This is a genomic window from Pseudoalteromonas sp. S3776 (assembly GCF_005886915.1).
Taxonomy (GTDB): domain Bacteria; phylum Pseudomonadota; class Gammaproteobacteria; order Enterobacterales; family Alteromonadaceae; genus Pseudoalteromonas.
Genome location: NZ_PNCU01000042.1, coordinates 25,262 through 39,025 on the forward strand (window position 1 = coordinate 25,262; position 13,764 = coordinate 39,025).

At 41.4% G+C, this 13,764-nt stretch carries 9 protein-coding genes, 4 tRNA genes and 1 other RNA gene; 2 read left to right on the forward strand and 12 right to left on the reverse strand.

Translation table 11 applies throughout. The features are described 5' to 3' along the window. Window positions 1–49 precede the first annotated feature (49 nt). On the forward strand, window positions 50–1,249 hold the full coding sequence (locus CWC16_RS15775; protein WP_138542197.1) for an alpha/beta hydrolase-fold protein: 1,200 nt from the start codon (window positions 50–52) through the stop codon (window positions 1,247–1,249). Between the two features lie 284 nt (window positions 1,250–1,533). Here the strand turns inward: CWC16_RS15775 and CWC16_RS15780 are convergent, their stop codons facing one another. The 4 genes from CWC16_RS15780 to CWC16_RS15795 are packed head-to-tail and all read right to left on the reverse strand — an operon-like array spanning window position 1,534 to window position 5,802. Further along, the gene (locus CWC16_RS15780) at window positions 1,534–2,700 is read right to left on the reverse strand and encodes an FAD-dependent monooxygenase (RefSeq protein ID WP_138542198.1); all 1,167 of its coding nucleotides are present in this window, start codon (window positions 2,698–2,700) and stop codon (window positions 1,534–1,536) included. After that, on the reverse strand, window positions 2,697–3,884 hold the full coding sequence (gene ubiH / locus CWC16_RS15785) for a 2-octaprenyl-6-methoxyphenyl hydroxylase (RefSeq protein WP_138542199.1): 1,188 nt from the start codon (window positions 3,882–3,884) through the stop codon (window positions 2,697–2,699). The genes CWC16_RS15780 and ubiH overlap by 4 nt, the downstream gene beginning before the upstream one ends. 14 nt (window positions 3,885–3,898) lie before the next feature. Further along, window positions 3,899–5,221, reverse strand: a complete 1,323-nt coding sequence (pepP, locus tag CWC16_RS15790) for a Xaa-Pro aminopeptidase (protein WP_138542200.1) — start codon at window positions 5,219–5,221, stop codon at window positions 3,899–3,901. Window positions 5,222–5,247: 26 nt separating this feature from the next. Further along, window positions 5,248–5,802, reverse strand: coding sequence for a UPF0149 family protein (locus CWC16_RS15795; RefSeq protein WP_004589599.1), 555 nt, complete (start codon window positions 5,800–5,802; stop codon window positions 5,248–5,250). Window positions 5,803–5,995: 193 nt separating this feature from the next. Between CWC16_RS15795 and ssrS the strand changes: the two genes are divergently transcribed. Continuing rightward, window positions 5,996–6,179, forward strand: a non-coding RNA gene (gene ssrS, locus CWC16_RS15800) — 6S RNA. 141 nt (window positions 6,180–6,320) lie between these two features. On the opposite strand, the gene CWC16_RS15805 is transcribed toward ssrS, so the two are convergent. The 8 genes from CWC16_RS15805 to CWC16_RS15840 all read right to left on the reverse strand — a co-directional run bounded on the left by CWC16_RS15805 (window position 6,321) and on the right by CWC16_RS15840 (window position 13,728). Continuing rightward, on the reverse strand, window positions 6,321–9,404 hold the full coding sequence (locus tag CWC16_RS15805) for an efflux RND transporter permease subunit (RefSeq protein WP_138542201.1): 3,084 nt from the start codon (window positions 9,402–9,404) through the stop codon (window positions 6,321–6,323). Beyond that, on the reverse strand, window positions 9,401–10,720 hold the full coding sequence (locus tag CWC16_RS15810; RefSeq protein WP_138542202.1) for an efflux RND transporter periplasmic adaptor subunit: 1,320 nt from the start codon (window positions 10,718–10,720) through the stop codon (window positions 9,401–9,403). Before CWC16_RS15810 ends, CWC16_RS15805 begins: the two co-directional genes overlap by 4 nt. Further along, window positions 10,710–12,125, reverse strand: coding sequence for an efflux transporter outer membrane subunit (locus tag CWC16_RS15815; RefSeq protein WP_138542203.1), 1,416 nt, complete (start codon window positions 12,123–12,125; stop codon window positions 10,710–10,712). The genes CWC16_RS15810 and CWC16_RS15815 overlap by 11 nt, the downstream gene beginning before the upstream one ends. Before the next feature lie 222 nt (window positions 12,126–12,347). Continuing rightward, window positions 12,348–12,980, reverse strand: coding sequence for a putative quinol monooxygenase (locus CWC16_RS15820; RefSeq protein ID WP_171037672.1), 633 nt, complete (start codon window positions 12,978–12,980; stop codon window positions 12,348–12,350). Window positions 12,981–13,275: 295 nt separating this feature from the next. Further along, a tRNA-Phe gene (locus CWC16_RS15825) sits at window positions 13,276–13,351 on the reverse strand. A 46-nt stretch (window positions 13,352–13,397) separates the two neighbouring features. Then, window positions 13,398–13,473: transfer RNA gene (locus CWC16_RS15830), tRNA-Thr, on the reverse strand. A 57-nt stretch (window positions 13,474–13,530) separates the two neighbouring features. Beyond that, a tRNA-Phe gene (locus CWC16_RS15835) sits at window positions 13,531–13,606 on the reverse strand. Window positions 13,607–13,652: 46 nt separating this feature from the next. Further along, a tRNA-Thr gene (locus CWC16_RS15840) sits at window positions 13,653–13,728 on the reverse strand. Between the last annotated feature and the right edge of the window lie 36 nt (window positions 13,729–13,764).

Consider the following 13,764-nt stretch of genomic DNA (forward strand, 5'->3'; position numbering starts at 1 on the left):
CCTAAAGGCGTGCAATTATTAAACAACACATTATTTAATACGGATATTTATGAAGCTCTTACTATCACTCGTGTTTGCACTTACCTTTAGTACCTCTTTTTTAAGCTACGCAAACACCGCTACAACCGACATAATCGTTGGTAAAAAAGTCATTTTACAATCCACAATACTTAACGAAGACAGGCCAATCAGAATTTTTATACCTGAGACTGTAAAAGACGATCTGCCCCTTTATGTTATTTATTTACTTGATGGTGTTGAGCACTTTCATACCGCCTCTGGTGTAGTTAAATCCCTTGTTGATTACGAGCAAATACCTAATGCCATGCTTGTTGCTATTGATACAACCAACCGCGTGCGTGATTACTTACCTAAAGTAGAGGGTGAGCCAAAAACTGAGTTTCAAACCTTTGTAAAAAATAAATGGCCCGATGCTGGGCAAACCGACAATTTTTTAAAGTTTGTGTCTGACGAGCTCATGCCCTATATAAATAGCAATTACTCAACTAACGGCTACAACACCTTAATTGGTCACTCTAACGCAGGTACATTAGCGCTTTATACTTTAGTTAATCAGCCTGAATTATTTAACAACTACATAGCTATAAGCCCAAATGGTTGGTGGGGTGATGAAGAGTTAAAAAATAATATTATTAAATACACTAAATACCCTAAAGGCGCTCAAGAGTTATTTATTAGTGTAGCAAGTGAGGGCGCACGTTTTTATACCGGCGTATTAAATACGTTAGTAAATTTAGAACAACAAATGCCTACGCAGCTAAAATGGGAATATAAGCATTACCCTACATTTACTCATATGGGCACCATACTACCAGCCTTAAGTGATAGCCTAATTCATTTATTTAGCGACCTAATATTTAAAGTGACTGACGAGCACGGAAAGTTTGCCGATGTATCACTTATTACCGGTTACTACCAAGCATTGAGCGATAAGTACGGATTTAAGCTTAAAATTCCACAAGATGTGTACGTAGAATTTGCCCATCGCCAGCAAAAATTTGGTAACACTAAAAAAGCGATAACTACGCTAAAACGCTTTACTCGCGATTATCCTAATGCTGCTTACTCCCACATGCGATTGTCACAAGGCTACACTGCTGACAAACAATTTAAAGAAGCTGTTACTAGCATGAAACACGCACTAAAACTTGCTAAAAAAAACTCGCGAGACCCACTGTTAATTGATGCACTCAAAGATATGGTGAATGAAGCACAAAATAATTTGTAGCTGATTTAACGCAAAGCGCTTTAACTAACGATAGTAATTACGAGCCCCGCTCGTCGCGTCAGCAAGCTGTACGCCTACAATTAGAACCAAACTGGGTGTTAAAATTTATTGTAGACGCAGAGCTTGCTCGCGTGAAAAGCGCAGCTTTTAATCTGTTTCACACTACTTAAAAACAAAAAACCGATGTTTAAACTAAACATCGGTTTTTCTTTGCTGAAAGCTGACAACTAAAAACTGACCACTTTACTTTCTCGTTGGGTTTCGCTTCGCTCTTCCCAACCGACTTATTTGCCTATCGCTTCTTTGGCGAACAGGTGTTTTATTGGGCCTAGGTTATCAACGAGTGACAGCCCGACTCCACGTATCAGTTTTTTAACCGGGTTTGTACCTTCAAATAACTCTTTAAGCCCTTGCATCATGGCTATGTGTTTTTGCGCGTCGAGCTTGCGGGTGCGCTCGTAATCGCGAAGTGTACGGGTGCTTGCAAACTCTTTACTGTCCCTTGTTAAAAGCTCAATTAAATACGCGGCGTCTTTTAGGCCTAAGTTCATACCCAGTCCTGCAAGGGGGTGAATGGTATGAGCTGCATCGCCTATTAATACCACTTTGCCGCTTACCCATTGCTGGGCGTAGCGCATTTTAAGTGGAAATGCTGCGCGTTTACTTTGCACTTCGCACAGTCCACATTGGCCATCTATGGCTGCCATTACGGCTTTGTTAAAAGTGGTGTCGTCCATTGCTAGCAATTCATCGCAATGATTGGGGCTGGTAGACCACACTATAGAATGGGTGTTGGCATCGCTTAGTGGTAAAAATGCCAGTGGCCCTGTTGGTAAAAACACTTGGCGTGCGGTGTTTGCATGTCGCTCTTTGGTTTTAACCGTAGCAACGAGTGCATGGTGGTCGTAATCTTTAAAGCTTAGCGCCATATTAAATTGCTTACGAATAGCCGATTTTGCGCCATCAGCCGCCACCAGCAGTTTAGCAATAATAGGCTCACCACTTTTAAGGGTTATAAATACGTCGGACTCACTTTGGTGTATTTGTTGATACTGCGTATCAAACATGAGTGTGGCACTTGATTGTTGCGCTAGCTCTTTTATAAGTGCAAAACGAATAATATCGTTCTCTACTATGTGACCTAAGTGATCAATCTCAAGTTGCTCGTTATTAAAAGTTATTTTACCAAAACTGTCGGCGTCGCGTACGTCCATATGCGTGTAAGCACACGCTCGCTCTGCCATGATGTGTGGCCACACGTTTAATTGCTCAAACAAAGTTTGGCTTGCTATGCTCAACGCACTTACGCGTAATCCGTACTCATCACTTGGCGGTAATTGCTTTGGCGCGGCATCTAACACCACAACACTTACATTGGCTTTAGCGAGTCCTAACGCGAGGGTTAACCCTACGCAGCCGCCACCCACTATACAAACCTGTGCTTGCTTCATAAACGTGTACCTTGTTTAACTTGCCCCATTAGCTGCTTTGCCAACGGTGCTTTTAATGCGGGAAATAAATCCATTGAGAAAAGCCCAATGCTGCGCCCAAATGCTAAAACCCGTGACGAGTTTGAAAAAAGCTTTACCAGTGCATCGGTTAATGTCATTACCGTTTTTATATCGCTACTGCGCTTTAGCGAATACTCACGTGTAAACGCATAACTGCCTAACTCGTTTTTACTTGTTGCGATTAAATGACTAAGTACCTGCACATCACGCAGGCCTAAATTAAAGCCCTGCCCTGCAATGGGGTGAATAGCATGCGCGGCGTTACCAATAACTACCGTGCGATGCGCCGTTAATGATTCTGCTTGGCCATAAACAAGCGGGTAGCTTGTACGTGTGCCTACTTTTGTAAATTGCCCCGCTCGGTAACCAAATGCACTTTGTAACGTATTTAAAAAATCGCTTTCGTTTAAGGCTGTATGCAGCTCAACTTGCGGCTTTGCCATGCACCATACTAATGAATAACGGTTATTGCTCATCGGTAAAAACGCCATAGGGCCGTGCTCGGTAAAGCGCTCGTAGGCATGGTTGTTGTGCCCACCTGCAACTTCAACATTGGCAATAATAGCGCCTTGCTCATAAGGCTGAGTATTAAAACGTAAACCAAGTAATTTTCGGGTTGGTGATTGCGCGCCGTCGGCAATAACAAGTAGCTTAGCGTTTAATTTTTCACCACTTTGCAAGCTTACTTCATTATTGTTTAAGCCTTGCTTAATACTGTTTACGCTATCGGGGCAATAAAGTGTAATACTCGCTTGTGTTAAACGCTGATACTGTGCGCGGCCAAACGGGTTTACTTCAACTACATAACCTAATGAAGGTTTAGCAAATTCGTCGCAATGTATATGTGCTTTACCAAAGTGACCACGATCCGACACGCTTACTTTTTTTATTGCTGCTGTGTATGGCGCACTTGGCTCAAATAAATTTAACTGCTGTAAATATTCAACCGATTGCTGTGCAAGGGCAATACTTCTGTCATCAAAACTTGGGTGGTAATCGCCCGAGACTTGGTTTGCCTCTACCACCGCAATAGTCAGTGAAGGATTTGTTTTAGCAATGCTTAGCGCACAACTTGCCCCTGCAAGCCCTCCCCCAATAACAACGACATCAAACTGCTTAGCCACTTTACTCTCCAAGCTTATGCGCTTTTAGCGCTTTGCATTAGCGCTTCTATATCGTTTATGGTTTTAGGCACACTTTGAGTGAGGTTTTCGTGCCCTGATTCGGTGATCAAAAGGTTATCTTCAATACGAATACCAATGCCTTTATATTGCTGCGGTGCGTTTGAATCTTCACTTATATAAAGCCCAGGCTCTATGGTTAAAACCATGCCTGGCTCAAATGCGCGCTCAACGTTATTTTGCTTGTAATCGCCTACATCATGAACATCAAGGCCTAACCAGTGGCCAAGGCCGTGCATGTAATATTCTTTACACGCCTGCTGTGCCATTAGTTCATCAAAGTTGCCGGTTAAAATACCTAAATCGAGTAACCCTTGGGTCATTACTTCCATGGCTCGTTTATTGGCGTGCGACATGAAACCGCCGGATTTAACTTCTTCAAAAGCCACTTCTTGCGCTTTAAGTACAATGTTATAAAGTGCGGCTTGCGTCTCGCTAAATTTGCCATTAACCGGAAAAGTACGTGTAATATCGGCGGCGTAGCCTTGTAGCTCACAACCAGAGTCAATCAATACTAAATCGCCCGCTTTTAACACATCGCTATTTTGTGTGTAATGCAAAATATTAGCGTTATCGCCACTACCCACAATGGTGCCGTACGCTGGGTGACGGGCACCGTGCATTGCATAATGATGATGCAGCTCAGCCTCTAGCTGAAATTCAGTAGCGCCGGGGTGTGAATAGCGCATTGCGCGCATATGTCCGCGGGCACTTAGCTCGCAGCCTTCGCGCATAATGTTTACCTCGCTTGGCGATTTAAACAAACGCATTTCGTGAATAAGACCACGCACATCTTTTATAGTACTCGGTGCCTGATAGCCTTTTTTAGGCGCGCTGCGAAGTGTGTTTAACAAGGTAAATACTTTGGTATCAAAGTGTGGGTAAGCGCCTTGTGCATAAAATAAAATCTGCTGACCGTTAACCAAATCTAATAATTGTTCAGTTAGCTCACTTAATGCGTAAGTTTCGTCGAATAAGTACTCAGTTTTAGCTTTTTCGAAGCCAATTCTGCGGCCATGCCAAATTTCGGCTTGTTTGTCTTTATCAAGGCAAAATAGCGTACTAGGTGTGTCGCTGTTATTACACAGCACTAAAACAGCATCGGGCTCGTTAAAACCGGTTAAGTAAAAAAAGTCACTGTCTTGCCTAAAGGCATATTCAGTATCGCGACTACGCGTTACTTCACTGGCCGCAGGTATAATAGCCACACTGTTTGCGTCCATTTGTGAAAGTAAGCGCTCACGGCGTGCTTTAAATTCTGACTTTTGTATTTCAACCATGCTTTAACAACCCGTTATATTTTAAATTAATGTAGTGTTTTTTTAGGTGCTTTTTCTTTACCTAGCTCGGCAAAACAAAGCAATGCCGATACACGTACATATTCAATCACTTCATGAAGGGCTTGGCTGTCTTCTTCGGTTTCGTCAAACATAGTATCTAGGCGTGTAATTTCGCTAAAATCGCTAATCACTTCTTTTACATCCGCCGATAACTTACCGTAATCTTTTTGTTTTAAACCAAATCCAAGCATAAACCCTGCAACCCATGATACGAGACCATTGGCTTGATCGATGAGAGTTTCATCATCGCTTGGTAAAAATAAATCAAACGCAAAAGCTTCATCGTTAAAGCTAGCCACGACTTGCTTATAAATGGTGCCAAAAAATTGCTTTAAGTCGTTACTAAACGCTTGGCCATCATTAAATACATCACTTAATAGACCTAAGTATTCTTTATCATCAATACTTAAACCACAGGCCAGTAGTCCGCTAATTACACCGTGCGCTTCTGCCGGTGAGACAAAAATTTCGTTTTTTTCTAAAAGCAGCTGGGCTTTTTGGTAATCTGGTAAGTCGCTCATGTTTATATCTTCGCTTTGCAAGTTATGGCAATGCTACCACTCGATAAAAAGCAACTCCAATTAATTGTATGATCCCGCTCAAAAAGTAGTACGATAAGTAAATAGCGCGTTACCAGCGGGCAAAAACTGCTCGAACGATTGAATTTTTTTCGTTTGGGGTTTAAGGAATGGATTATGTCTTATATACTGAACTTGTTCCCTGGGGTGTCGGAGTTTGGTTAAGTCCCTGAGCCGATAAATTTTATACCAGGATTTCTGTTCGTCTACTATTGTGCAAGCTCGGCATGTACCGAGAAGCCTACGGTAGACCGCAGCTTTCCGCCCTGAAACCTTCTGGTTTCAGGACTGACGCCGGACACCACACGCTTGGGGAACACCTTCTTATTTTTATACTCCCTCTTATTACCTAATCATTTTTTTGCTATACCTTCGTACATTATTTTTATAATTTTTTGGCAAAAAAAAGCTGCAATTGACATTAATCAACCACAGCTTAGCCCTAGAACACATTTCGGTATTTATCTAAACCAACTTTGAAAGCGCTCCATCAGCATATAGTTTACTGGCACTAATATAAGTGTAATAAACGTAGCAAACACAATACCAAAGCCAAGGCTTACTGCCATTGGAATTAAAAACTGTGCTTGTGTCGCCTTTTCAAATAGTAGCGGCATTAAACCAATAAAGGTGGTTAAACTGGTTAGCATTACTGGGCGAAAACGTGCAGCCCCTGCAAGTTTAACCGCATCAATAATTTTTCCGCCTTCACTGCGTTTTTTATTAATAAAATCAACTAAAACCAGCGAGTCATTTACCACAACACCAATGAGTGCAAGCATACCTAACAAACTCATAATGGTTAAATCCATGCCCATGATCCAATGCCCAACCACGGCACCAATCATTCCAAATGGTATAACGCTCATTACAATAATTGGCTGCATGTACGATTTAAGCGGAATAGCCAATAATGCATAAATTATAAAGAACACAAAAATGAGCGCCCAGCCAAGTGAGCCAAACGACTCTCTTTGCTCTTTAGCTTCACCTTCGAGTTTGTAATCAACACCTGGGTATTGCTGCATTAAACCATCTAAATACTCAGCTAGATCTGCCTGAAGCACCGTCATGTTGGTATTATCTTTTTCAATATCAGCGGTAATATTTAAAGTACGATAACGATCAATTCGATTAATTGTTGATGGGCTTTGCCCTGCACTTAGCGTAGCTACATGTGATAACGGTACTGAGCCACCTGAGGGGGTGTCTATTAGTATGTTTTTCAAATCAGCAACTGAGCGACGTTCATCAATAGGTAAACGCACCATTACACGTACATCATCGCGACCACGTTGAATACGCTGTACCTGAGAGCCATAAAACGAGCTGCGTACCTGTCCTGCAACATCGGATCTATTTAATCCAAGCGCTAAACCTTGATCGGTAAGCTCTATGCGTAACTCTTCTTTACCGTCAGACATACTATCTGCAATATCAAATACCGTTGGGTAAGTCGCCAAGCGTGTTTTAATATGATCAGCTACATCTTGTAAAATAGTTAACGAGGTACCGCTTAGCTGCACATCTATTGGATCTGAACTGCGTCCTATTTCAGCTCTGAACGTGAGGCTTTCTGCCCCAGGTATAATCCCAATTAAATCACGCCACTCACTTGCAAGCTCACTTGAACCTATGTCTGATTCGCGCTCTTCAGCAGGTGTAATTTCAAAGCGCACAGAGCCTGAATTTGAAACGCCTCCACGCCCGCCAGTTGTTGCTAATATATTTAAAATAACGCTCTCGCCGGTATCTGGGTCGCGGTATTTCTCTTGTAATTGCTGCGCTTTTTGCGACATATCAATCACGTATTTATTAGTCACTTCAAACGGAGTGCCGGTAGGTAGCGTAAGCTCTACTTTTATCGTTTCGCTTGGGATGCGTGGGAAAAATACAAACTTTGTCCAACCACTGGTGATCATCGTTAATATGATACAAAACACGCCGATAAATAAGCTAACTGATGCCAGCTTATGGCGTAGCGCTAAATTTAATATTGGTTGGTAATACTTCAAGATAGCGTTTTCAAATCCATCTGCAAAACGCTGTTGAAGAACATCAAATTTTGAAGGCTTACTTTGTTCATGACGCAGTTTTATATATTTTAAATGAGCTGGCAGCACAAACTTAGATTCAATCAATGAGAACAGTAATACCGGAATAACCACTACCGGAATTTGAGCAAATAAGGCACCCCGCGCGCCTTCAATAAAGGCTAAAGGTAGGAATGCGGCAACGGTTGTTAATACACCAAAAGTGACGGGAGTTGCGACCTCTTGAGTACCCATAATGGCAGCTTGTTCGCCAGACTTGGCTGTTTTTAAATGAGTATAAACGTTCTCCCCCGTTACTATGGCGTCGTCCACTACAATACCTAGCACTAATATAAAGCCAAATAAGCTCATAATATTAAGGGTTACACCAAAAATAGGCATCGCAATAAATGCGCCCATAAACGATACGGGAATACCAATAAACACCCAAAATGCAATCGCCGGGCGTAAAAATAAAGTAAGTAAAGCAAGGACTAAAATACCGCCTTGTAGCGCATTAGTCGTTAAGGTTGAAATACGGCTTTTTACAAGCTCCGAGTCATCATCCCAGTAACTAAGTTCGAATCCTTGAGGAAGCGAACTTTGCTCCTCTTTAATGTAATTTTTTACATCATCCGCAACTGCAATCGCGCTTTGCGGACCAATTCGATACACATCAATAAAGGCCGCTTGCTTACCATTAAAGCGAGTACGCACTGGGGTTTCTTCAAAGTCATCTTTGATTAATGCAATATCTCCTAGGCGAATAATGGTGCCATCAGCTTGGTTTTTTACCACGATGCTGGCAAATTCATCTTTACGATAAGCTTGCCCTTTGGAGCTAATAAGTACATCTCCCCCTTGCGTTTTTAAGTTCCCGGCAGAAATATCTTTACTCGAATTAGCGACAGCGCTGGATATCTCAGCAAGGCTCAAATCGTACTGACGAAGGGTATCTTGGCTTACTTCTATAGCAATTTCGTAATCACGCACACCGCTTAATTCTACTTGCGTTACATTGGGTAGACGCAAAATATCATCGCGAACCTTTTCGGCGTATTCAAGGGTTTCTTTTTCGCCATAAACACTTGATACAGTAACAGCAATTACATCTCTAATGCGCTCAGCAAGAGCCACTACAGGCTTTTCAGCATCAGCGGGAAAGGTATTAATGGCATCTACGCGACTTTTTATATCAGCGAGTAACTCACGAGGGTCGTAGCCGCTTTCTACTTCGATAGTAACAGAACCAGACCCTTCTGATGAGCGACTAAATATTTGTTTAATGCCCTCTAAGTCTTGAACTGCTTCTTCTATACGTATAGTCACCCCTTGCTCTACATCTTCTGGCGTTGAGCCTAACAAGCTTACATTTACGCTTATCATATCAGTTTCAAAAGACGGAAAAACTTCAAGCGGTATCTTATTTGATAAACTAAAAAGCCCCGACAATAATAATGTTACTAATAATAAATTGGCAGCAACATGGTTTTTAGTAAACCAAGCTATCATGGTCTGCCTCCTTGTTTTTCAGCGCGGCGTTTTTTCATTAACTCTTCAACGCTAATACCAAGCTCTATTGCTTTTTCCTCAAGCTGCTCTGGTGACATGCGCTTGCCTCTGCCTTGCCCCCGCGCACTTTTTTCTTTAGTTTGCTCTGCATTTTGCTCACCTAAAATACTCACTTGAGTACCTGAACTCACTTGTCCAAGTGGTGTTAACACCAATTTATCACCAGCAGTTAGGCCTGTTTTGATCATTGCCTCTGTCGCGTTTTGCCAAGCAAGCGTGATGTCTTTGCGTTTAAGTACACCCTCTTGCACTATGTAAACGTAAGTGCCTTGGTAAATTGTGCTATTAGGAATTATGAGTGCATTAGACACTGTTTTACCTGTAATTTGCGCCTTTACGTATTGACCTATTTTGATAGGGTATTGATTATTAGCTGTCGCTTTGTATGGATCATCAATTTTAGCAACAACATAAAGTTGCTGTGCATTTTCATCTATAGCACCTTCGGTGCGTGTAAGCTGCCCTTGCCATTGCTGCTCTCCTACTAAATCAGAGGTAAACTCAACTAAAGAACCGGCTTGGTTTTTAGCGCCATCACGGTACTGCTCTGGTAAATTAACAAACGACAAATCTTTATTTTTAATAGGCAGGCGGATCTCAACACTGTCGATTGCATAAATTGTGGCAAGTTGCGTGTTATTACTCACCACTTGTCCTAAGTCAACACTGCGACTAAGTATACGTCCAGCGTAAGGCGCTGTTACTTTTGTACGCTCTAAATCAAGCTGTGCTTTTTCAAGTGCAGCCTGTGCTGATAAAACTTCTGCCTCAGCGGCTGCCAATTGTGGTTCACGTAGCACTAAGCTACTTGCTTTTTCAGAGCCACCTAAACGTTGCCAATCAGCTATGGCTTGCTGTCCTCGGGCTTTTTCTTCAAGTAAACTTTGCTCTGCACTTAATAAATTGGCTTGTGCCGACTTTACTTCAGCTTGATGATCTCTATCATCTAATTTTAAAAGCACATCGCCTTTTTCAAAAAAACCGCCTTCTCTAAAATCATCGCTTACGTCAATTATTTGCCCCGAAGCCTGGGCTACCAATAAGCTTTGCGTACGCGGTTTTACCGTGCCATAGCTGTCTATCATAATTTGATAGTTTTGCGGTTTTAGCTCTAGAGCCGAAACACTTATTATTGCTTTAGGTGGCTTACCTGAACGCCTAGCTTCAGGTGGATTACCTTTAATAAACATAACAATTAATAAAGTCGCCACAATAACTACGGCAGGAATTAAAATTTTTGCAGTTTTAGTTTTCATCGTTATTGCTCTTTAGTTCACTTGAGGGGTTTGCAAAATCACCACCAAGGGCAATGTGTAAGTTAATTCTGTTAGCTATTAATTGATTTTTGATCTCAATTAAAGAGCTTTGCGCGTCAAAGGATCGGTCTTGGGCATCAAGTACCGTTGTATAAGTCACCAAACCACTTTGATACTGCTCAAACGAAAGCTGCTCTGCTGCGAGGGCGTTTTCTTGTGCCTCTAATGTGCTCTTATATTGAGCTTTAAGGGACTGCTGCTGCGAAATTGCATTTTCAACATCGCCAAAAGCGTCATAAAGCGTTTGTAAATAAAGCTGCTCTTGCTTTTGAGTATTAAGGCGCGCTATTTCTTCATTTGCTTTTAAGCGCCCGCCTTCAAAAAGCGGTGCTGAAATACTACCTAATAACGACCACGCGAGGCTTGAAGGAGAAAATAAATCGCTTACTCTGTCAGTGCTATCACTCAAAGAAGCCGTTAAATTTAAACTAGGAAAACGCAGTTTGTGTGCATAAGCTAAAGCTGCGTCGGTAGCTAAAAGATCATACCAGCTAGCACGTAATGTGGGTTTGCGCGTTATAAGTTCTGATGGTAAACCTAAAGGTATATCGGTATTAATAACGGGTAGGTCACTATTAGCGCTAATAGCACCTTTTGGATATTCGCCTAGCAGGCGTTCAAGAATACGCGATGAAGCCGATAAATTGGCTTGCTGCGTCGCTATGCGAGTGCGCTCAGTGTTAAGCTCGTTTCGAGCAAGGTACACATCAAGTGCTTCATTAATACCCTGACGATAGCCTGATTCAATTATTTCGAGCCTTTGTTGGGCGTTTTCTTCTCTGCGTTTAAACAGATCTAGCAACTGCTGCGCTGAAACGACATCAAACCAACTGGTAACAACATCTGCGACCAGTTGCTGCTTAGCTTGCTCAAAGCGCGCTTGTTGAGCTAAATAGTTAAGATTAGCCTCACGCTTAGAATCAGACAATTTACCCCACAAATCAACTTCATAAGATAAATCTAAACTGACTGAACTTGCGTTATCGTAACTAACAGGGCGATTATCTTTACTTCGACTTGTGCGGGCAGATAAATCTAGGCTTGGCCAAAGTGCTGCGCCAGATACTATTAGCTGCTGCTTTTGAATTTCAACATCATAGCTTGTTTGTAAAAGTTGCTGGTTGTTTTTAAGCGCTTGTTTTACAAACTTATCAAGCGTAGGGTTTTGTAATTGTGTAAGCCAATCGTTTTTTACTGCTAATACTGAATTTGATGCTTTTTTTTGCCACTGCTTTGGTACATCATCGGGCTGTTCTAAACGCTGAGACGAGTTTAAACTACTCGCACAGCCGCTAAGCAGCATCACGCTAATTGCCAATAAAGTTGGCTTGTATTGCCAAATCATATTTAAACCTAAATTACTGCCATTTATGAATGTAATTCAAGCACTTTGGCAAATTTTGCTCAACTTACTTTACATAACATTACATACGTTGAGATGAATTAACATAATAGTCAGTTATTATAAAAACCGGCAGGAAATTTGGAGGGTATTTATACAAAAAAGCAAATAGCGTGTAATACACTATTTGCTAAACGGGATATGTAATGTTGTTAAATACAAGCTTTAAATTTCTTTAACAAAACTCATGTATTGCTGCATATCGCCAACAACTGCTTGCGCTAATAATTCGCTTGTTTTTACTGCGTACGGCTGCTTAAAGTGAATATCCCACAACGCAGATTCATTGCGCCAATGTTCATAAACAACTAATGTATCGTCGTTATTTTCGATACTATATAAATCAAACACTAGGTTACCAGGCTCCTGACTGCGCGTTTGCGCGACGTGAGTTGCGAAACGCTCAGTAACTTTATTTTTAAAACTTGGCTTAATTTTAAAAATAAAAAACACAATACATATATCGTCTTCAGGGTTAATAACTTTTGTATTACGCTCATGCAGCGGAGCTGGCACTGTATTTTCTAATAACATGACCTGTGGCGCCGATTGGCTAATTTCAGGCAACGCATTTAACAAGGTTTGCGTGTAATCCTGTGCGCCATGGTAATCAACTGCATTTTGATCTTCAAAACGCTCATAAGCAAAAAAGACGCCTGGCTCGTTTTTATCTTGATATAAACGCATCTCTAAAAGACCTGTTTCGGCCTTAGCGCCTTGCTTGTCTTCTTCTAGTAGCACTTTAAATTGTGCGATGTGCTCGTCTTTAATATCAAACTTAACAATTTGCGTGATCATAATTAGCTCCAGCTTTAAATGACTTATACCAATACGCTTAATTAAGTGATCTATTTTGCGGATTAGTATTATTTAGGCTAAAAGTGCCCTGCATTTTATTACTAAAATCAATCATATTGATGAGTAAATAAATGGAGTAAGTAATAACAGCACCTAACCTTTTAATGAGGCAATTATGCGCATGCAAACAAGGGAGAAAAAGAGAGGATAAGCCCAATTAATATGGACTGTTTTATCCATAATAAATTTTAAGCAAAAAAAAGCCCTGCAAGTGTATGCAGGGCTTTAATATAAATGGTGCCTCGACCCGGAATCGAACCAGGGACACGAGGATTTTCAATCCTCTGCTCTACCAACTGAGCTATCGAGGCACTTAAACAGTGCAATTAAACATTTAAAACATTTAATTTAAATAAATGGTGCCGACTAACCGAGTCGAACGGTTGACCTACTGATTACAAGTCAGTTGCTCTACCAGCTGAGCTAAGTCGGCACACTAAAGTGTGTGCTAAGGCACGTTCAATTTTAAAGATTGAGAACTTAAAGTAAATGGTGCCTCGACCCGGAATCGAACCAGGGACACGAGGATTTTCAATCCTCTGCTCTACCAACTGAGCTATCGAGGCACATAAACTGTGCAATTAAACATTTAAAACATTTAATTTAAATAAATGGTGCCGACTAACCGAGTCGAACGGTTGACCTACTGATTACAAGTCAGTTGCTCTACCAGCTGAGCTAAGTCGGCACACTAAAGCGTGTACTAAGGCACGTTCAATTTTAA

Bases quoted from the DNA above. Each gene is read 5' to 3' on its own strand.
- CWC16_RS15775 (WP_138542197.1), top strand. From the start codon at position 50: ATGAAGCTCTTACTATCACTCGTGTTTGCACTTACCTTTAGTACCTCT.
- CWC16_RS15780 (WP_138542198.1), bottom strand. From the start codon at position 2,700: ATGAAGCAAGCACAGGTTTGTATAGTGGGTGGCGGCTGCGTAGGGTTA.
- pepP (WP_138542200.1), bottom strand. From the start codon at position 5,221: ATGGTTGAAATACAAAAGTCAGAATTTAAAGCACGCCGTGAGCGCTTA.
- CWC16_RS15795 (WP_004589599.1), bottom strand. From the start codon at position 5,802: ATGAGCGACTTACCAGATTACCAAAAAGCCCAGCTGCTTTTAGAAAAA.
- CWC16_RS15805 (WP_138542201.1), bottom strand. From the start codon at position 9,404: ATGATAGCTTGGTTTACTAAAAACCATGTTGCTGCCAATTTATTATTA.
- CWC16_RS15810 (WP_138542202.1), bottom strand. From the start codon at position 10,720: ATGAAAACTAAAACTGCAAAAATTTTAATTCCTGCCGTAGTTATTGTG.
- CWC16_RS15815 (WP_138542203.1), bottom strand. From the start codon at position 12,125: ATGATTTGGCAATACAAGCCAACTTTATTGGCAATTAGCGTGATGCTG.
- CWC16_RS15820 (WP_171037672.1), bottom strand. From the start codon at position 12,980: ATGATCACGCAAATTGTTAAGTTTGATATTAAAGACGAGCACATCGCA.